This window comes from Bilophila sp., from assembly GCF_057864385.1.
On sequence record NZ_DBMAFI010000059.1, the window covers coordinates 1 to 19547 of the forward strand.

Annotated in this window: 11 protein-coding genes and 1 tRNA gene; 2 read left to right on the forward strand and 10 right to left on the reverse strand. The window is 61.4% G+C overall.

Annotated elements, in window-relative coordinates; translation table 11 throughout:
- Positions 1 to 56 precede the first annotated feature (56 nt).
- The 9 genes from ACZM8Y_RS14520 to ACZM8Y_RS14560 form a co-directional block, all read right to left on the reverse strand.
- A complete protein-coding gene (locus tag ACZM8Y_RS14520) occupies positions 57 to 2036 on the reverse strand; it encodes a vWA domain-containing protein (protein ID WP_482333165.1) in 1980 nt (659 codons plus the stop codon).
- Between the two features lie 297 nt (positions 2037 to 2333).
- Positions 2334 to 3383, reverse strand: a complete 1050-nt coding sequence (locus ACZM8Y_RS14525; protein WP_479859793.1) for a hypothetical protein — start codon at positions 3381 to 3383, stop codon at positions 2334 to 2336.
- A gap of 1 nt (position 3384) precedes the next feature.
- The gene (locus ACZM8Y_RS14530; protein ID WP_479859794.1) at positions 3385 to 6039 is read right to left on the reverse strand and encodes a virulence factor SrfC family protein; all 2655 of its coding nucleotides are present in this window, start codon (positions 6037 to 6039) and stop codon (positions 3385 to 3387) included.
- A gap of 408 nt (positions 6040 to 6447) precedes the next feature.
- Positions 6448 to 9477 carry a virulence factor SrfB gene (locus tag ACZM8Y_RS14535; RefSeq protein ID WP_479859896.1) on the reverse strand — a complete coding sequence of 1010 codons (3030 nt, stop codon included), beginning with the start codon at positions 9475 to 9477 and terminating at the stop codon, positions 6448 to 6450.
- 406 nt (positions 9478 to 9883) lie between these two features.
- Entirely contained in the window at positions 9884 to 11326 is a 1443-nt protein-coding gene (locus tag ACZM8Y_RS14540; protein ID WP_482333170.1) for an SrfA family protein, read from the reverse strand.
- Positions 11327 to 11353: 27 nt separating this feature from the next.
- Positions 11354 to 13081, reverse strand: coding sequence for a S1 family peptidase (locus ACZM8Y_RS14545; RefSeq protein WP_482333173.1), 1728 nt, complete (start codon positions 13079 to 13081; stop codon positions 11354 to 11356).
- A 337-nt stretch (positions 13082 to 13418) separates the two neighbouring features.
- Positions 13419 to 13694: a hypothetical protein gene (locus ACZM8Y_RS14550; protein WP_489501832.1), complete on the reverse strand. Its 276-nt coding sequence runs from the start codon at positions 13692 to 13694 to the stop codon at positions 13419 to 13421.
- A gap of 242 nt (positions 13695 to 13936) precedes the next feature.
- Positions 13937 to 14800, reverse strand: coding sequence for a glycine zipper domain-containing protein (locus tag ACZM8Y_RS14555; protein ID WP_489501834.1), 864 nt, complete (start codon positions 14798 to 14800; stop codon positions 13937 to 13939).
- 27 nt (positions 14801 to 14827) lie between these two features.
- Positions 14828 to 15082: a hypothetical protein gene (locus ACZM8Y_RS14560; protein ID WP_302551899.1), complete on the reverse strand. Its 255-nt coding sequence runs from the start codon at positions 15080 to 15082 to the stop codon at positions 14828 to 14830.
- A gap of 335 nt (positions 15083 to 15417) precedes the next feature.
- Here ACZM8Y_RS14560 and ACZM8Y_RS14565 point away from each other — a divergent pair, with 335 nt between their 5' ends.
- Positions 15418 to 15750, forward strand: a complete 333-nt coding sequence (locus tag ACZM8Y_RS14565; protein ID WP_489501836.1) for a hypothetical protein — start codon at positions 15418 to 15420, stop codon at positions 15748 to 15750.
- 607 nt (positions 15751 to 16357) lie between these two features.
- Here ACZM8Y_RS14565 and ACZM8Y_RS14570 read toward each other — a convergent pair.
- Positions 16358 to 16433, reverse strand: a tRNA-Val gene (locus tag ACZM8Y_RS14570).
- A 237-nt stretch (positions 16434 to 16670) separates the two neighbouring features.
- Here ACZM8Y_RS14570 and ACZM8Y_RS14575 point away from each other — a divergent pair.
- Complete coding sequence (locus tag ACZM8Y_RS14575) at positions 16671 to 18797, forward strand: FUSC family protein (RefSeq protein WP_482333178.1); 2127 nt, start codon at positions 16671 to 16673, stop codon at positions 18795 to 18797.
- The last annotated feature ends 750 nt before the right edge of the window (positions 18798 to 19547 follow it).

Below are 19547 nucleotides of genomic sequence, written 5' to 3' on the forward strand. Positions count from 1 at the left end.
GAGGAAGAAGCCCTTCTTCAGAAGGGTTCTTCCTCCCCCTCCCCAATATTCTCCCCCTACGGCAGCATTGCCAGCGGGACGCGGTAAACCCAGTCGCCGGGATCCTTGGAGCCGAAGCTCTCCCAGTTGCTGACGTCGCGGTCGTACTCTTCGTAACGGGCGACGCGGGACTTGAGGCGGTTGATGAAAGCTGTCTGCTCCCCGACGCTCATGCGGTACCAGTCGTCCTCGGAAAGCAGCATGATGTCGCTCTTGTAGGGCAGATCGTCGAGGAATTCGCCGAGTACGCCCATATCGCGGAGGTTCGCGCCGGGCTTCTGGGAGAAGGCGGCGGGATCGCGGGCAAGCTGCGCCGAGGCGGACAGGATGCCCTGGAAGAAGTCCCGCGAGTCGGTCTTGCGGGTCCGCTCCGCGTTGTCGATGATGATCTTGAGCTGGCGCTGCAAATCGCTGAGCTGGTTCTTGGTCAGCAGGACGGCGACCGAAACGGCGCTGACGGGCTTTCCGGCGCTGAGGGCGTCGAGATCCGCGTCGGCAATCCATGAGGTCACGACTTCCGGCGCGCGGGTCCCCTGCTTTTTGCCGAGATACTCAAGCTGCATGGCATAGCCGAGTTCCTCGCCGATCTGTTTGGCGCGTTCTTCCGGCGATTGGGCGGGCGCTTCCTGCGGCTTTACCGGGGCCTTCCCGGCAAGGGCCTGCTTCACGCTCGAAACCAGCGCGGAGGACAGGCCCGTGGCGGCCTTGGCGAAAGAGGCGCTGCCCTTGGCGGCATCCGTGGCCTGAATCGGGATGTACGCGCTTTTCCCGCCGGGCACGGAGGACAGCGTGGCGTAGGCTTTGGCGGCGTAGTCGATGTTGCCCTTTCCGGCGGGCGTGCGGACGTGCGCCACCACCAGCCGGATGTTGCGGGAGGCCGCAAGGTCGGCCAGTTCCTGCACGTCGAGGCTTGTGGAGGCGTTGGCGTCGCTCAGGGGCAGCGGCCCGGCGTCCGTGATCAGGAGCAGCACGCGGTTGGCGTAAGGCTGCCAGTTCAGCTCATCAAGCGCGGCCTTGACCCCGGCGAGGGAATCCTCGTTGAAGGAGTGGCTGGATGCCTTGGCCTCCTCAAGCCCGCTGAGGGCCTTTTCCAGTTCGCCGCGTTTGGTGGCGTCGCGGAAATCGCTGACGACCTTGGTAACGTATTCGAGCTTTGGCGACGCCTTCGTGCTGTTGCGGAAGGCCACGATGCCGAAGGAAACCTTGTCGTCCAGCTTGTCCTTGGCGACGGAGTCGAAAATGGCCCGCACCACGTTGAGGCTCTGGTCGATGTAGGGTTTCATGGAGATGGTCGTGTCGATGACCATTGCGATGCCCGTGCGCGGGACGCCGTCGTCCTTGGCGTCTTTTGGGGCGTTGGCGTCAGGCTTGTCCCCGGCGCTGCCGGGATCGATGGAGGCTACCTCAAGGAGCTTCGTCCCCTCGAACGGCGTGTCCACCTTCAGGATGGGCATCAGGTAGAAGCGGCTGCGCGAGACGGCACCCTGCGCGTCGTCGGGCTCCACGGCGAGGATGGGCAGATCCGCCGGGGCGTTGCCCTGCTGCGCGGCCTTGGCTTCGGCGCGGAGTTTTGAAAGCCTGCCCGGCAGGTCTTCCGCCTGGCAGACATCCATGATGGCCTTGTGATCCTTAAAGAACAGGACGGGCTGGCGCTGTGAGCGGTCGGTGAAAAGCAGGGTAAGGGCCTGGTTCCATACTGTGGTGTCCGCGGCCTTTATCCAGCCGTCGGGCTTTGTGGTGGACGCGCCGACCTCAAGCCAGTTTCCGTCGCGGGTGTACACATAAAAGACGCTGAACGGGCGCACGGCCTTTTGGATGACCGTGGAGCCTTCCCCTTGCCCGGCGTACAGGCTCGTGCCGGGATGGGTGATCACCCGCTGGTACAGGGTTTTCTTGCCTTCCATCAGCAGCGGCGTGCGATCCGCCGCGTGTGGCGTCGGCGTCCAGCCCACGAGGAGCGTAAGCGCCGTCAGTATGGCGATGAGGATTCGTTTCATGGGGTTCTCCTGTCGGGATGGTGCCCTTGGAGGCTGAGGGATGACGCCTCAGCCAACGATGGGGCTTTTTACAATAACAGGCCGTTGACATTGAAGGGAATGAGGCGGCCTCGGAAACTTCCGCCAAGGCGAAGTCCGGCGCGCTCATGTGATCGCCATGCGCCCCGTTGAGGAACGCCTTTGGAAAGGATGGGGCGGTTCCGCGTCGGCAGGTTTGGGGAGGGAAAGGAAAAACCTTCCTTTAAAAAGGGCCTTCCTCCCCTCCCCAATATTCTCTCTCTCTCTCTCTCTCTCTCTCTACTTCAACGCATCCAGCCGCTGCTGGGCTTCGGCGGCTCCGGCTGCGAGGGCTTTCTTGTAGCAGTCGCCAGCCATGTCGGTGTCCTTTTGGATGGTCCCGCGCTGGGGCTGCTTCGGGGAATAGAAGTCGCCGAGCATGAGCAGGGCCTGCGCATTGCCCTTCTTGGCGAGCTCGTCGGCGATCAGGAATGCGCCGTCCTGCGCCTTGGGATCGTCGGCAGCGGCAAAAAGCTGCTGCGCGAGGGCCATAGCCGTGTCCGGCTCCACCTTGCGCTTGAGCGCATCGCGGGCGACCTGCAACCCCTTGGGGCCCTTGATGTCATCGGGGGCGTATTTCACGGGCGCTTCCTGGCCCGGAGGCAGATCCGCCGCCTCATGCTTCAGGACTTCGGCGGGCCTTTCCTCCAGCGTCGTATCCGTTTTGGGCAGGACGCGCGTGTAGATGAAGTATCCGGCCCCGGCAAGCAGAATGACCGTGAGGATGGCAAAGATGATGTTCAGGATAAGCCCCTTGCAGCTTTTGGGGCGTTCCTTCAGGTTCAGCAGTTCGCTGGCAGGGACCGCCGAGGCGGGAGCCCCATCAAAGGAGAGCGATGTGGGTGCCGGGCCGGTTTCCATTTCAGGCATAGGCAGGGGCTCGCGTCCTGCGGAAGGCGCGGCTTTTGGGGCAAGCTCCAGATCGGGCAGGAGGCTGGGATCGCGCGAATAGACGATCCGGTTGATGCTGAGGCCGCCCTGCCACACATGCTCGGCGTCCGTGAACAGCACCACCTGATAAATGGCCTGTAGTTCAAGGCTGTCCACAACGGCGGGGCCTACCGACAGGCTCAGGATTTCGCCCGAGGGGGCGACGGCGTCGGGCACGAGATGGGCGTCGCCGGGCTGCCAGCCGTTGGGACCGAGGCTCATGCCGTTGGACGGATCCTTGATCATGTAGAGAAGCGTGTTGGGAGCCGCCGAAAAACCGGGGCAGGAGGCCAGAATGAGGCCGTAGCCCGGCCCCTTGGTCTTGTCAGGTTCGAAACGGAGTGCACAGCGAAGCGTCATGTCAGTTGTCCTGCGTGAAAACGGAAGGGTTCAGGTTGTTGATGAGTTGTCCGAGGCGGGCGTTCTGCTCCGGATCGAAGGCCTGCCCGCCTTCATAGTCGGCGTTGCCTTCGATGAGGTGTATGAGCGCCGCCAGCCAATCGGTATAGTATTGCCTGTCAAAGGCAAGGGGTTCGGCGGCAAGGGCGGGATACCCTTCCGGATCGGGCCGCTGCCTGAAGAGGGTACGGGTGCGCCCGGCAAGCTGTATGGTGCGCTTGGCCTCGGAGACGGATGAGGGGTTGAAGCCCAGCCAGTCCACAAAGGCGCTGATGCAGTAGGCGGCCATGCTTGCCTGCCGCCAGATGAGCTTGTCGCGCCGGATATTGCGGTAGCCGGACACGTCGCGCACGGCCTGCGCCATGTCTTTTTCAAGGCCAAGGCGGGACATGCCCTGAATGAGCTCGTGGACAAGCTGCCCGAAATCTTCGGCTTCAAGGCCGAAGTACCGTTGGCGGACGGGATCGGCGGCGAGGGCGTTGAGCCGTTCGATCCACGCGCCGACGACGAGTTCCGCGAACGCGCCCGCCTCGTCCAGCGGCTGCGGGGCGGCTTCGGGCGTTTCGGCGGAGGCGGACACGAGCGGGGCCATGTCGCCGAACAGGTCGTCCATGATGTCCTGCGCGCTGGCGGCGCTGCCCATGCTCGGCTGCGGCGCGGGAGCCTGCCCGTTCCCGCGCATGAGCCGGTTTTCAACCTGATAATAGAGGGCGTACAGTTCATGATCCCGCATGAGCATGGCCCGGAGCAGCTCCCCGAACCGCTGGTTCTGGGCGGTCAGGGCGAGGCTGCGGGCAAGGCGCATGCCGAGCTGGCGCTGCTGTTCGCGCAGGGCGGCCTTGTCGTCGGTGCGGTGGAAGCGGCGCAGGTGCTCGACGAAGGGGCGCAGGTTGTCGGCCACGCGATCCGCAACTTGCCGCCGTTTGATCGCCGGATCGCATACCGGGCGCAGCCGGCGGCGCAGGAAGGCCACGCCGCCGTCGTTGAGGGTGAACGCGGCGTCCCATGCGGCTTCGGGATCGGCAAAGTGGCGGCGCACTTCGGGCGTATTCAGGAACTTGGCCTTCATGTCCGACACATAGGCTTCCTGTTCAGGACGGATGCCGGTTTCCCGCTCGCCGTCGAACGCAATGACCGCTTCCCAGCGGAATTTTGGGTTGCGGAGCCAGAAAGTATTGTTGAACGGCTGGTCGGGCGTCCACTGTTCGGGCCAGTCGTACTGTTTGCCGAAGAAATCGAGGAGCGAGGCGTGCAGGCGGTTTGACCAGCGGGTTTCGTCGTCCATCGCGCCTTTTTTCTTCTCAAATTCCATATCAAACTTGGTAAGCACGAGGAACAGCGTGGTGTGGCGGCCCCGCCTGAGTTCGGGCGTCTTTCCTGCCGCATCGGACACCCAGTCGTTGATGACGGCGGGCAGATCCTGCACTTCCTGATTGCTTGGGCCGATGCACAGGAGCATGCTGGTCAGCTCAAGATCGGTCTTGTAGCGCTCGAAGAGGTAGGCCACCTTGCCGCGCAGGAAGAACTGGCGGATTTGATCGGGCTTGGCGAGTTCGCGGGCCACGTCGTCGGTCTTGAGGCGCGAGCGGTAGCCGGGGAAGTCGAGCAGGTCGGTATATTCAAAGAAATCGTCCGGCTTGTGGCGCATGGTGATGGACAGCTCCGCCGTGAGCGCGGCGGCTTCGGCCCGGCCCGCCGTAACCCGGCGTCCGTCCTTCGTGACCAGTTCGAGGCTGTCCGCGCCCTCCGCCTCTCCGAGGCCGCGCAGCGTTTCCACGTCGATGATGCTGGTTTCGCGGGGGAGCAGGGCTTCCTTGCCGCAAAACGCCTCATCGGGATAGCCGAGCGCGTCGAGCACCCCGCGCAGGTGCAGGTAGAGCCCCGTAAACGGTTTGGCCTCGTCCCACAGGATTTCAAACAGCGCGGCGCGATCTTCGGGCGCGAGGCGTCCGGCGGCGTGGATGGCCTTGGGCCAGTACAGGTGCTCAAGCTTCTGGACGACGGCGGCGGCCCGGAAATTCCGGGAGACGTATTCCTTCAGGTCGATCATGTCGTCTTCGCTGAAGGAGGCCCGCCACGGTTCGCCTTTGGCCTTTTTCGCCAGTTCGTCCACGCGGGCGGCGAGGGCGTCCTCGTCGGGCGGGGTGAGGTGGCGGCAGTCGGCGTAGTAGGTATTTGTCAGGATTTTGACGATATCCAATTCGGACAGCAGGCGCAGTTTCACGGGAAACATGGCCGGGGCTCCGCTCGGCGTCAGGGTGAAGCGCGTGACGAGGCCCGTGGACTCCTTGCCGCCCGCCGGGTTGATGTCCTGAATGAAATCGGCGGATTCGCCGCCGAGCGCCGCGAGCAGCGAGCCGTCGGCATCCTGCGCCAGCGCCGAGATGAGGTAGGACTTCCCGGACTGGCTTGGGCCGAACACGCCCACGCACATTTTCCGCGCGGCGGTGGCGGCCTCCTTGCGCAGGGCGCGGGCGAGCCGGTTGCTCTCGCGCAGGAGCGCCTCGCCGGAGGAGCCCGCGGCCTGCGGGTTTGCCCGGACCCATTCGTCAACGCCGGCGAGCGTTTTGATGCCCGCTTCGCACTGTTCGACAAGCTTTTGATCGTCTATGGTCATACGAGGAATGCCTCCCGGCGGGCTGGGGGAAATGATTTCCCCCAGACCCCCTCAGAGCGGCGGCACAGTGTTTCGTGCTGAAACGCTTCGCTTTTTCAGCACGAAACACAGTACCGCCGTTCCGAGCGAGTCAGTCGTGCCCCTTTTCATGTCGTGGAACGGCAAGAGGCCGCCCCTTGTTTTCTTCACGCGGAACCGGAGGCTTCCAGCAGGGAACAATCCGCTGCGGCTCCGGTTGTTTTTCATGCGAAACCGGGAAACTTCCACCAAGGAGTAGCCCGCCGCGGCTCCGCAACCGTTTCCCGACCCGTTTGCAAAAGTCTTTGGAAGGGATGGGGGAGGTCTGGAGGGGGCGGGGAGAACCTTTCTCCAGAAAGGTTTCCCCGCCCCCTCCGGTCTTCTGCCTTTCTACAAAATATTAAAAACGCCCGTGTCAATCCAATAGCCCTCGTCGGCGGGGAGGGTCTGGAGGCGGATTTCGAGGTCGCGGGGATTGACCGGGGTGCCGTCCACGGCTTCGATTTCGCTGACGGCGAGTTCCCCTTCGTCCCGTGACGCCGCGTCAGGCGCGTCCGCAAGATCCGCCACCGTGAAGGCGAGCTTCACCGTGTAGGGCAGACGGTTCCGGGCGTTGTTCCGTGCGGCGGGCGAGGCGAAATCCATCATGTAGAAGCGGGTGGTCGTCCAGCGTTCGGCCTCAATCTGCCGGAAGCCGATGGGGATCGGGCCGGAGAACTGGATGGCCTTGTGCAGCTCGCCGCCGGAGGGATTGTCCGTATCCGCCTCAAACCAGACCTGCGCCTGCCGGATCTGGCCGCCCGCGTCCATCGCGCCGATGAACCGGGCCGTGGACTTGAGGAACAGCGATCCCGTATCAAAGGAAAAGCCTTCAAGATGGCCCTCGGACAGGGCGCAGAGGATGGCACCGACCACCACGGTCGTCTTGGGGTCGGTGATCTCGCCCCGGTTGTCGGCAAAGGGGTACCAGCTTCCCACCCGGAAATCACGCATGGGGATGATGCGGTCCGCCGGGACGGGGAGCTTGGCGAAGAAGCTGGAAATGATCGCGTGCCATTTGGAAGGCCGCCCGGTGAGCAGGAGCAGGTCGCAGTTGTAGGCGTGGATGACCTCGCACAGGTTGGCGAGGATCTGGCCGAGCGTGTTGCGGATGGTCCTGTCGATGGCCCGTGGATCGATGCGCAGGGTTACATCCATGAGGCTGAACGGCTTTCCGGTCTGGCGCTCCACGGCCTCGTTGACGTACCGGATGAGCGCGGCGGAAGGCTGTTCCGGCAGGCCTTCCGTTTCGGGAGCCGCGGGATCGGATTCCTGCGGGGCGTGCTCAGGCCGGAAGAACGCGGACAGCTTGCGTTCCTGCACGCCGCCCACGAGCAGATCCGCCTGTTCGTAGCCTTCAAGCATCCGGGTGACGACCGGCCCGGCGATCTGGCGGGCGAACTGGGTGCGCAGGGCCCGGTTACGCTGCGAGCCGCCCACGGTATCCCGCCCGAAAAGCTGGCCGAGGAGGTTGCGGGGATCGGAAAGGCCCGTGGCCTGGCCGATGCAGGGCAGGACGTGCTGTTCGACGATCTCGCGGATCACGTCGTCGCCCGCGATGTTGAAGCCGTCGCGGAATGCCATGTGCGGCTTGATGCGGGCGGCGGTGGCTTCATCCCCGGTGACGGCGAAGGTGGTGATGCTCAGATCGATGGTCCCGCCGCCGATGTCCACGTTGGCGATGCGCAGGGACGGCCCATCCGCGTTACGCTTACGGCCCATGAGCGCGAAGAAGTGGCGGGCGTCGCCCTGAAACTTTTCGGTGATCTCGTTGTAGAGGTAGACGAGCTGGGTGCAGGTGGCTTCATCCCAGTTGCAACGGACTTCCGGGCTGACCCGGTAGTCCGGGCGGGTGTCCCGCATCCCCTGCTTGGTCGTGTACCACTGCCCCCAGCCGAGGGTTTCCCAGATCATGCGCACGGCCCACGTCACCCAGCGGCGGTATATCCGCTGTTCAGCAATGGGCATGGCGCTGGGCACGGTGAAGATGATCCGCTTGAGGCGGCGGGGCACGTCGGGCTGTTCGCGCTCGCCGCGCTGGGCCGGGGAATTGATGGTGGCGAGCGCGTGCATGATGATCTCGCTGAGGAGGAACATCATGGTCGAGCTGCGGGTGAAATGGGCCTCGAACGCCACTTCGGGCTGCTGGGTGCGCAGGATTTTGGGGCGCGGGGAGAGGCCCGGATCGTCGAAGCAGCACAGCGGCGTGCCTTCGCGGTTGATCTGCTGGATGAACACCCCCCGCGTGACGGGCGGCTCCAGCTCGGAGCCCGTGCCCCACGCGTTGAAGCGCCATTGCTGGGCGCGGGGGGATTCGTCCCACAGGTAGCGTTTTGGGCTGGACATGCCGGTATTGCCTTCCGCGCCCACGGAATGCTGGGCGAGCCGGGCGGCTTCGGGGCCGACGCGCACCACCGAAGGCCAGACAAAGGCCGGGGTGCTGCGGCCCGAACGGGCGCTCAGGCGCGGGTTGCCGAAGGTGGCTTCCGCGAACTCGATGCGCGTGGCGAAGGGGCCGGTATAGGTGCGGTCCGGCTGGCTCAGATCCCGGATCTGGAGCAGGTAGCTGTCGTTCAGGTTGGTCTGGCGCTGGGGGAGGGTTTCCACGAGCATCCCGGTGGAGCGGGAGTTGCCGAGATCGAGCACGAGATCCACATCCACGGGCGTCAGGTGGGCGGGATCGACCACGCGCACGGTGGGGACGGCCCCGCTTGCGGCGAGCGCCTCAAGGAGCGTCAGGTAGGTGGCGAGGTACTCCATGATGAACGGCGTATTCTCGCGCCATGCGGTCCGCCCGTTGTGGCGCGCGGTCTGGTGGGCATCGTAGATTTCGGCGATCCATTCATCGACCCACAGCGTATTGAGGAACCACGCGTTGTCGCGGCTTTTGGGCGAAAGGGCGAAACGGGCGTTCTCCGCCACGTCGTCGCCGCACAGGGCGAAATACTGGCCCGTGGGCTGCTCGCGTTCCTCAATGGCCGTATCGAACAGGAAGGTCAGGCGGTAGGCGCCGTCGGAATCCTCGCGGCTGACGTGCAGGCGCGCCCAGTTGCTCGGCCCCTTTTCGCATTTGAACGCGCCGTCCTTCCACTGCTCGTTGGAGAGCCGCAGGAAGGGCACGGGAACCCAGCGCCCCGTGAACGCTTCAAGCGCCCGGTTCGCGTCGATCTTGTAGTCGTAGTCGCCGGGCTGCCCGGTGTCGTCCAGCGGCACGGGGACGAGTTCCACCTGCCTGCGCGCGGAGGCTATGGCGGATTCCCCGGTTTGCGGGATTTCGCGGAAATACGCCCAGAACCTGCCGAGGCCCTTCGCGTCGAGGCGGCAATCCAGAAACTGCGGGCAGCCGCCCGGTATGATGCTCACTGCTGACGTGTAATTCATAGGGAGTCCTTCCAAATGGGGGCAAGGAGGGGAATCCTTCCGAGGAAAGCGGAACACCCTCCATCTTCCCCCTTGCCTTCCTCTCGAAACGTCGCCGCATTCCCTCCAAAGGCTTTCGGAAGCCGAAGGCGGGCAGAGCGGCACAAGAACATATCCGCGTGGCGTCCGTATCCCGGAGCCGCGCCGTAAAAGTTTCTCCTATGCGTCCCGGAATGGCAACCTGTTGCGCTGAGAAATGGGCGGCCCTTCATTCTTTGTGCCTCATCTCGTGACGTCTCAAAACGGGAACGACCTTTCGCGCAGCCTCCCCACCAGTTGAAAGTCTTGGGAGGGAGAGGGGTGGGGTTCGGGGAGGGGAGAGGGAACCCTTCTGAAGAAGGGCTTCCCTCTCCCCTCCCCGGTTTCCCTAATCCCTGAAAAACTTCGCGTTCCACGGGGAGTTGTCGCCCTTGTTGCGGCCGTAGCACATGGCGGCGTTGCCCGCGCCGGGGCTGCAGTCGATGCGGAGGCCGTTGAAGCTGCCCCGTGAATTGCGGCTGGTGGCGTCTCCGGTGTCGATGTGCAGCCTGCCGTTCCGCATCTGCGCGTCGGCCCGGCCCGTGTAGGTCTTGCCCTGGCGGTCGATGATGGTGATCTGCCCCTTGCCGTTCTTGCCGAAGCAGAAACGAACCTTGATCGGGTTGCCCCGCGTGTCCGAAAGCCCGGTACGGCAGTTCCAGCAGCCGTCGAGGAAGTCCATCGACTTGTCGTCCTTGTCCGGCAGCTTCATGGGATCGCCCTTCTTCGGGGTTTCCTTGGGTTCCGGCTTTGGCGCAGGCTGTTCCTTCTTGGGTTCGGGCTCCGGTTCCTCTTTGGGGATGGCGGTCAGATCGCCGAGCAGGTCGCCCAGATCCTTGGGCGGCTCGGCGGGCGTTTCCGCTTTGGGTTCCTCGACGGCGGGCGGTGCGGGGGGAGGGCAGGCTTCGGCGCGCTTCCGGGCCGCTTGGCGCAGGACTTCGAGTTCGGCGCGCAAAGCCGTCAAATCCGCTTCGGATGGGGCGGGGGCCGACGGCTGCACGGCGGGCTGCGGGGCCGGGGCTTCAACGGCGGGCGTCCTCGCGCACCCTGCGGGCAGGGGGAGGGGGGGAACCCACGGAAAGAGGAAGTGCAGGCCCCAGAACAGCAGCAGCGCGAGGAGCAGGCCGAGCAGGAGCATGAGGAGCTTTTTCCACCACGGCTCGCCTTCCACCACAACTGTCGGGGGGAGCGGGGCGGCGATGGGGCGTTCCGCCATTTCGCCTTCGCGGACGATGCGATCCGGATCGCCGGATGCGCCGCTGGCGAGGGGCGTCTGCGGCGAGGGAGGGAACGGCGTGGCTCCCATCGCATAGATGCCTTCCTGCACCGAGGAGGAAGAAAGGGTCATGCCCCAGCAGACCAGCACGGGCTGCGGGGGGGACGGTTCGCCTGAGGGCGAAGGGAGGGAGGCGTACAGGCATTCCTGCGTGGGGAAACGGGTAGCCAGATGCAGCATGGTGCCGCACAGGCTTTTATAGGGATCGCTGTCCGTCTGAAGGCTGGCGGCCAGTTCTTCAATATCCGAAAGGAGGCTTTGCAGCCGCGTTTTGACGGCTTCCTGCGTTTCGGGGGGAAGCCCGGCGAGGGGCTGCACGGGGCCCGGCGTGTACCAGTCCACCGCCGTTCCCTGCGGATCCATGAGCGGCTCGGCCAGCAGGCGGGCGTGGGCTTCTCCGAGATGGGTCCGCAGCAGCCCGCTCAACTGGGCATGGCAGGCATAGACCTGCGAGCCCTGAAACGCCAGTGCGCGGTAATCCCCTTTCCGGGTGGAGAGAATGAAATATCCGGCCATATCTGACTATCCTTGTTCAGGGACGGTTCATTGGTGTTCGGTGAAGGGGATGCCCTTCCCGCGCAGGAAGCCCATGACGGCGTCGCTGCCGAGCGCGGTCTGGGTCTGGCGGTTGGAGTCCGCGTCCAGCCTGATGAAGGTGTTGATGCCGATGACGTCGCCCTTCTCGTTGACCAGCGGGCCGCCGCTGTTGCCCTGCGAAACCACGGCGGAATGCACGATGTTGCGGGGCGAGGTCTGGAGGATGGCGTTGACCACGCCGTCAGTGAACACGACCTCCGGGACGGCGTTGAAGTCGCCCCTGAGAAGCCGCAGGTAGGCGGGGTCCTGCTCGGAAACGAGGGCGGGGAAGCCCCATGCGCTTACCTTGTCGGTCCGGTTGACGGTCGGGGACAAGGGAAGGGCGGGAACCTGATCCCCTTCGGCAAGCATCACCTTGATGACCGCGAAATCGTATCCCGGCGCATCGCTGCGCGCGACGACCATGCCCCGGCGCGCACCGCGCAGGCTGGCGTTGGTCACCATCACCATGTCGTCGATGGCGTTTGCCACGACATGGCGGTTGGTCAGCACATGATCGGGATTGATGAAAAAGCCCGTCCCCTGCTGCGCGCCGCCGGGGACGGGCGCAAGGATGAGCACCGTGCCTTGTTCAAGGCGCTGCGGGATGGTGAGCGTGGACAGATCCACGGCCTTTGCCGGAACCGTGGCGTTGGCGGAAGGCAGGGGCGGGAGGGAGATGCCGGGAACCGCTTCCCCCGGAAGGGTTTCCGGTGCCGCCGTGCCGGGGGCGGCTTCTCCGGCGTCCGGTTTGGCATCCTCCTTTCCGGCATTGCCTTCAAAGAAGGCTTTCAGCTCGCACGGCGTCAGTTCCAGCAGTCCCTGCCAGAACGCCTTTTCGCGGAGCAGGTTGGCCCATTCCGCCTTGCGTGCCGCCTCTTCAGGGGATTCCATCGCAGCCGGGGGCGTTTCCGGGGCAGCGGGCTGTTCCGGGGCCGTTCTTACGCAGGAACGCAGCAGGAAAAGCAGGAGTGCGCCCAGCAGGATGCCGAGGAGCAGGGCTCCGAAGAGGCCCGCCCTGCTGCGCCGGACGATGACGTTTCCCGCCGTTGCCCCGGCAATGCCTGCGGCGGTTCCGGCAGCGGCCGCATGTGCCCCTGCCCCGGCGGAAGCTCCCGCCGCACGGCCCGCACCGGGGACGGCATCGTGTGCCGCCGTTCCCGCAACCGCTGCGGCGGAACCCCCCGCAGCCGTTCCCGCCACGCCGGAGGGCGCTTCCCCGTTTTCCGGCCCGCCCCAGAGGATTGGGGCCGTGGCTTCATCCATGCCTTGCGGGAGCAGCCCCCAGTTGACGAGCACGGGATGGCCGTTGACGACGAAAACATTGTCCGCCGAAGGGATGAACAGCGCCTTGCGGAGCAGGACGCCGCCGGGCGTGCCGTCGAGATGGGGGGCAACGGCTTCCCGCGCCCGGCGCAGGGCCGCCCGCGCCTGTTCCGCTTCTCCCGCATCAAGGCGGGAAAGCGGGGTGCCGACGCCTTCCAGCGGCGTATACCATGAAATGGAAGCGTAGCCCGCAGGTGTGGCCTGTCCGGTAACGGGCTCGGCCCACAATGTGCCGAACCTGCCAAGGCCGATTTTTTTCAGGTGGGCCTGCAACGCTTCGTACTGCGAGGGGAGCGCGCCCTGTTCCGTATGCAGGGCGGCGAAGGCGGACGTATCCGAAGCCTGTATGAAATGAAGAGGATTACCCATAGGCGTACCTTCGGCGAGGTATTGAGGAAAGGAGGAAAAACTTTTCCGATGAAAGGGGAGCCCCCGTCTTCCCTCCCGTTCCAAAGGCTTTTGTGCTTATCGAGTTTTTATTTTCGGCATTCCCAAAAGCGGAGGCTTTGGGAAATGCCAGACGTTTCAAAGCCAAAACTATCGGCTCTGTCATGGCATGTGGTTGTTCACTTCCGCAGTGCGGTGAAAATACAGACTTTTTCCCCAGTTTTCCCCTTGATGGGCTCCATAGCTAAGGTATTTTTCCGGTTATTCCTTTGGAACTTCAAGGAAAAAACATCAACCATTTTCTATGGCACAGCCATTTTTATTTTCGGCATTCCCTGAAGCGGAGGCTTTGGGAAATGCCAGATGTTTCAAAGCCAAAGCTATTGGCTCTGTCATGGTATATAGTTGCTTTATCTTTACAATATATTGAAAATACAAACTTTTTATTTGTTTTTTCCGCTGGCGGACTCCATGCCTGGATGATTTCACTGGTTATTCTTTTGGAACTGGCTTTGTCATAGTATATGGCTGTTTTATTTAATATTGTGCTGAAAATATAGCCTTTTTCTCCAATTTTCCCGCTGATGGGCTCCATGATTGGGGCATTTTATTTGTTATTTCTTTGGAATTTCAAGAAATAAAGTATCAACCGCTTCCTATGACACAACCTTGGAATTTCAAGAAAAAAGCATCAACCGTTCCCTATGGCACAGCCAAAATATTCAGGAAATTCCCGCAGGGCAGTTTCCCACCGGTCGAAAGCCTTTGGTGGATGCGGGGATGGGGGACGGGGAAGGGCCTTTCTCCAGAAAGGGCCTTCCCCCGGTTCGCTCCCCGCTAACCCTGAGCGAGCATCACCTTGTCCATCTGCAACTGGATCTCGTCGAGATCCGACTTCACTGCGGTGAGCTGCGCCGTGGATTCCCTATACGAACCCACGCCGTTGGAAAGGTTCTGCAACTGGTCGCTCGTCTGCCTGCGCGTGACGGTTTTCGCGGCCTTTTTGGTTTTCTTGGAAGTCGTGGCCACGGTCTGTACCGGAGGGATCGGACGGCTGGCCTTCTTCGCCTCAATGGCCAGCACTTGCCGGTACTCGGCTTCGCGCTTGTCGGCCTCGCTGAGCGTACTGCCCAGAATGGCGGACGCTTCGGCAAGCCCGCTCTTGATTTCGGCATAACGCTGATCAAGTTCGGCGCGGGTGATGCGCTTGGCCTTGTAGTCCTCAAGGGCGGCCCGGAACTTTGCGCTGTAACAATTATACGCCACCTGCCCGGCGGCGGTTACGCGGTTCAGGGAGTTGACGTCGGCGTTCAGGTCGCGGGCATAGCTGGCGAGGCGGACGCGGTCGTTCTTTTCGTTGTTGTATTTGGCGACGAGATAGCTCGCCCCGGCTCCGGCTCCCGCGCCGATGGCGGCCCCGGCCAGAGCGCCTTCCGCCTTCCCGGTCTGGCTCGCGCCGATGACCGCGCCGAGCAGGGCGCCCATCGTCGTGCCCATGACCATTGTGGTGTTGAAGCTCTTTTCGGCGCTGCGCAGGTCGGCGATGGGCTGATAGCAGTCGGGATAGTAATGCACGTCCGTCATCTGCGCGCCGTATTTGCTGGCGCAGCCCGTAGCCAGCAGGCTGCAAAGGCACGTCATGACGATGCAGCAAAGCGCCCCTTTCCGGGTGGTGAAGCTCCCCTTCATGCCTGTCTCCATGCGTTGCGGGTTATGTACAGCTATTCTTTATTCATCAATGGTTCGGTGCCCGAAATACTCGTCCCCTTCCGGCGTCAGGGCGATGTCGTTGGAGACGTGGTCGGTGACGCGGCAATAGCCGAAGTTCAGCCATTCGTCCACGACATCGCCGAGCGTGGAGTGGGAGAACCCCGCCTGCTCCGCCTCGTCCAGCAATTTGGGAAAGACTCCGGGCGGAAGCGGCTTCGGGGCGTTTCTGAGCGCTTTTCTGAGCCATGATTCGGCGGATTGGAAATCGTACACGGGGAATCCTTTCCGGGGCGGGCCCGGCATCTGTCGTTTTTTGGGGAAGCCCTGTCAAAGGATACGGTTGCTATTTTTATCCAACATGGGGAAACATAATATTTTACCAAATTTTATTGGGGAACGCTGCGGCTGAGGCATGTTATCGATTCTTTATTTGGAGTTTCAAGGGATAAAAGAACGGCCGATTGCTATCGGCACGGCTTTTGGGGAATGGTATGCCGTTTCGCCAAAATCATCAATGTGATGCCATAAGGTGATGACGCCGGGGGGAAAATGCCATTATAGATGAGCGTCCGCCGCATTGCTTATGGCCGTGCCATAGAAAGCGGTTGGTGTTTTTTACCTTGAAGCTCCAAAGGAATAACCGGCAAAATGCCTTAGCCACGGATTCCGCCGATGGGAAACTGAAAAGGCTGTATGTTCACCGCGCTGTGAAGATGAAGCAACCACATGCCATGACAGGGCCTTGCTTATTTGCTGTGTGGCGGGAGGGGCCTGAAACGGAAATCGCCGGGCCGCCGCGCTTTTGCGGACGGGACAGCGCGGCGCCGCCTTGGAGGGCTGAAAACGTAACGTTCTTCCATCGTAACATATTGATGTTTTTGAAGTTCTCAATAAAGAGCAATGTTTTTGGGGTGACGCCCATCGACGGAAAAGAGATATGACGTACGGCATATTCACTGCATTGTGTGTGAATATGCCAATCATATTCTGTGGCAAGGCCAAACGTAAAACCCCCGGCAAGCTCTAGGCCCTTCGCGCGGAAGAGACAATCGGTGGAAAGGAATCTGCCTGCCGTTTTTCGGCCCTAGGTTCTTCGGATAGAGGAAACAAGCCCAGATGGGCGGGCGGTTCTCCAAGCGCCCGTTTAAGTTCTCCATGTGGAGGTGCCGCGGGGGAGATATTGGGAAACGCAAGGTGAGGGGGGGCATTGGCCGTAAAGGGAGCGGGGGAGGTTCCGTTCCGAAGGGGGCCCCCTTTTGCTGTGGGGAGGGCGGTACTGCCGTATGCCCTTCGAGGGGAGGGGGTGGTTTTTTGTTTACGTGTTTGGGATGATATTGGAAAAGAAAGGCTCCGTCATGGGGTGTGGCTGTTTTATTTCCACAGGATAGTGAAAATACAAACCGTTTCCCCTTTTCGCTGGCGGGCTCCATACCTGAGGCGGTTCTTGGCTATTCCTTCGGAACTTCAAGAAAGCATCAGCCATTTCCTCTGACACAGCCAAAAGAAAAAGGGACTTGCGGCGTTTATTCCGTAAGTCCCTGAGATTTCTGGTGGGCGGTACAAGACTTGAACTTGTGGCATCCGCCTTGTAAGGGCGGCGCTCTACCAACTGAGCTAACCGCCCGTTCGTATGCAGGGCTTCTTATAGGGGAAAACAGGCCCGAAGTAAAGGGGCTTCGGGTATGAGACATTTACTTTTGTAATGAAATCAGCATTTCAACTGTATGAAATTCAAAAAGAATTTTTTAAAAAACCATCGAAAAGGCGAATGTCTCCGGGGAATCTCAAAGCTCTCAGCGGATTGACGGACATCTGAGGCACGGTACTATGGCGGTATCCTTAACCTCCACCCACCTTTGCCATGACCGCCGAACTGTCCGCCCGAATCCATACCGCCGCCGTAACCGCGCTGGCTTTCGTCTGTACGTATGTACTGGCATTCTATTGGAATCTGGACAGGCCGTTTTGGGCGGGGTTCACCGTGTTCGTGATCAGCCTGCCGAGCATCGGCCAGACGCTGCAAAAGGGCGTGCTGCGGATGTTCGGCACGGTTGCCGGGGCTGTCGCCGCCCTTGTCCTGCTTGGGCTTTTCGCACAAGAGCGCATGCTCCTTCTGTTTGTGCTGTCCCTCTATCTGTGCCTGATGCTGTATCTTATGCTGACCAGCGTTTACTACGGCTATGCCTTTTTCATTTCCTGCATCGTCACGCTGATCATCTGCCTCATGGCGGTTCACGAACCGCAGGACGCCTTTCATCTTTCCGTATACCGGGTTGAGGAAACATTGCTCGGCATCAGCGTATATACCGTTGTAACGCTTGTTTTTTCTCCAAGGACATCCATCAAGGGCCTGTATCGCGGCGTGCGGGATCTCATGGCGGGGCACAAAGCCCTTTTCGTCATGGGCGGGGAGGCCGGGGCGGAAGGCCAGATGAGCCGCATGTATGCGCAGTATGTCGGCATGCGGGAGCTCCTCGATAAAGTTGGGCAGCTCATTCCCGCCGTACAACTGGAGGCGTATCAGGTTTACCGTTGCCGGGAATACTGGGGGCGCGCCGTCCGGTGCAGCGCCGAACTGCTGGAGCTCCAGCGGCGCTGGATGGGAACCCTCGTAGCCATGAAAGATTTGGATATGGCGTCCCTTTTCCCCCATTTTGAGTCACGGATCGCAGAACTGGGCAACTTGTTTGAACAACTGGATGCCCTGGGGAAGGAAGGCCCTCCCGGAGGTTCCGCGAAGCCCGGAGACGTACAGCCGCTCGCGTTCGATGAAAGCGTATTCGAGAAACTCGGCTCGACACGGAAGGGGTTGGCGTTTTCCGCGGTGAACCTGTTTGAGGAACAGGCGGCGCACTGCCGTGAGCTGCTGATGCTGGCCGGTTTCCTGCTGCATGGCGGGCCTCTGCCCGAACTGAAGCCGTCCGCGTCAAAAAAGGCCTTTTCCGTCATCAAGCCTGAGCAATACGCCTATATGTCCCAGATGTTCGTCATTTTCTGGGCGGCGGCGCTGTGCTGGATACTCCTCAACCCTCCGGGTTTGGAGTCCATCGCCTTTCTGGAATTGACCATCGTGCTCGGACTCATCGGCATCATGACCGGCGAGGACAAGCCGCTGCGTCAGGTGCTGATCTTTGCGCTCGGCATCGGCTGCACGGGGTTGGCCTACACCTTCATCTACCCTCTGGTTTCCAATCTCGGCGGGTTCATCGTCATGATGGGGGTATCGGGATTTTTCATTACGTTCGCGTTTCCGCGCAAGGAGCAGAATTTCACCAAACAGGCCTTCATGCTGCCGTGGCTGTCCATAGGCAATTTTACGAACCTCCCGACGTACGATTTCAGGCAGTTGCTGGTTGGTTCCTTTACGCTGCTGTTCGGCATCTCCATCGTTTCCCTGATCCATTACGCGCTGTTCATGCCCAACACGGAAGCCCGTTTTCTCCAGAGGCAAAAGGCCTTTTTCCGCTCCTCGGAAACATTGCTGCTCCATTTGCGGGCCTGCCGCGAACAGCGGCGCGGCTCCCTGTTCCGTCTGGGGATGTTTTTCCGTCTGCATCGGACGCGTTTTTTGGCTGAGGAGATCGGCATTTTGGCCAGAAAGCTCCCCGTAACCTTTGTGAAGCCCGAACTCGTCCGCGTTTTTTCCACGGAGGTTCAGGACATGGCGTCCTCGATGCAGGGGCTTTACGCCCGGATCCGCTCCGTGGACAGCGACCTGCTTTGTCCTTCCCAGCCGGGGACGGCGCGTGTGCCGCTTGTGGAAGCGCCGTTGAAAGACCGGCTTGAATCCATGGAAGCGGTGGTCCGTTCCATGATTGACGGCTTGCGGGAAAGCGCCCGCGCCGAGAAAGGGCCGGATGCCCACGCGGGTGGGCAGGCCGTGCAGGATTTGCTCGTTTCCTGTGCGGGCATCATGAAATCGTTGTCCAATACGCTTGATTTGATGCGCTCCCTCCCTGTGGAGGCCGATTCCCGGAACAGGTTTTGAGGGAGTGTGAGATTGGGGGAGGGGAAAGGGAGCCCTTCTGAAGAAGGGCTCCCTTTCCCCTCCCCCAAACCCCCTCCTCTATCCCTCCCAAGACTTTCGACTGGTGGGGAGGCCGCGCCACAGCCCGTGCCTTTTACGGGCGGGTGGGGGGGGATGCGACGTATTATGATTTGTTTTGGGATGTTATGCAGAAATACACCGAATTGGTGAGAGCAGGCTTCTAGGGCGTGTTCACACTATGCCGAGTTTTTCCAATGACTGAAGCGGGCTGGTAGAAACATTCAGCATTGCTCGAAATTGAGTATAATAATTTGTAAATATTATGTTTATTTTTTTTGTATGAACAGGCCCTAGAGCGTTTTCACGTTGAAAATGTTCTTCCGGCTGTGTGAAGCAGGCCGTCGTTGCGAAGGCATAAGTACAATGTATTTGCGCTGTTCAATGCCGAGGCGAGCGTGTCTTAAATTTTAGGCTGTGTCATGGAAAATGGTTGATGCCTTTTTCCTTGAAGTTCCAAGGGAATAGCCAACAGAATACCTCAGCCATGAAGTCCGCCAAGGGGAAAACTGGAGAAAAAGGCTGTATGTCCACCGTGCTGTGGGGATGAGGCAAGCACATGCTATGGCAGCGCCAAATTTGAAAGTTCATTTGCCCTAGGAGCTGTCTCTAAATAAGTTCTCGACTTTTCGTCTTTCTGTTGTTTTGATGTCTGGCATGAGCAGACACGATATTTCAGACGAAAAATGGGCC

Excerpts from the sequence above, each read along its gene's own strand:
- ACZM8Y_RS14520 (WP_482333165.1), bottom strand. The coding sequence starts at position 2,036 with ATGAAACGAATCCTCATCGCCATACTGACGGCGCTTACGCTCCTCGTG.
- ACZM8Y_RS14540 (WP_482333170.1), bottom strand. The coding sequence starts at position 11,326 with ATGGCCGGATATTTCATTCTCTCCACCCGGAAAGGGGATTACCGCGCA.
- ACZM8Y_RS14575 (WP_482333178.1), top strand. The coding sequence starts at position 16,671 with ATGACCGCCGAACTGTCCGCCCGAATCCATACCGCCGCCGTAACCGCG.
- ACZM8Y_RS14525 (WP_479859793.1), bottom strand. The coding sequence starts at position 3,383 with ATGACGCTTCGCTGTGCACTCCGTTTCGAACCTGACAAGACCAAGGGG.
- ACZM8Y_RS14545 (WP_482333173.1), bottom strand. The coding sequence starts at position 13,081 with ATGGGTAATCCTCTTCATTTCATACAGGCTTCGGATACGTCCGCCTTC.
- ACZM8Y_RS14550 (WP_489501832.1), bottom strand. The coding sequence starts at position 13,694 with ATGGAGCCCATCAGCGGGAAAATTGGAGAAAAAGGCTATATTTTCAGC.
- ACZM8Y_RS14535 (WP_479859896.1), bottom strand. The coding sequence starts at position 9,477 with ATGAATTACACGTCAGCAGTGAGCATCATACCGGGCGGCTGCCCGCAG.
- ACZM8Y_RS14530 (WP_479859794.1), bottom strand. The coding sequence starts at position 6,039 with ATGACCATAGACGATCAAAAGCTTGTCGAACAGTGCGAAGCGGGCATC.
- ACZM8Y_RS14555 (WP_489501834.1), bottom strand. The coding sequence starts at position 14,800 with ATGGAGACAGGCATGAAGGGGAGCTTCACCACCCGGAAAGGGGCGCTT.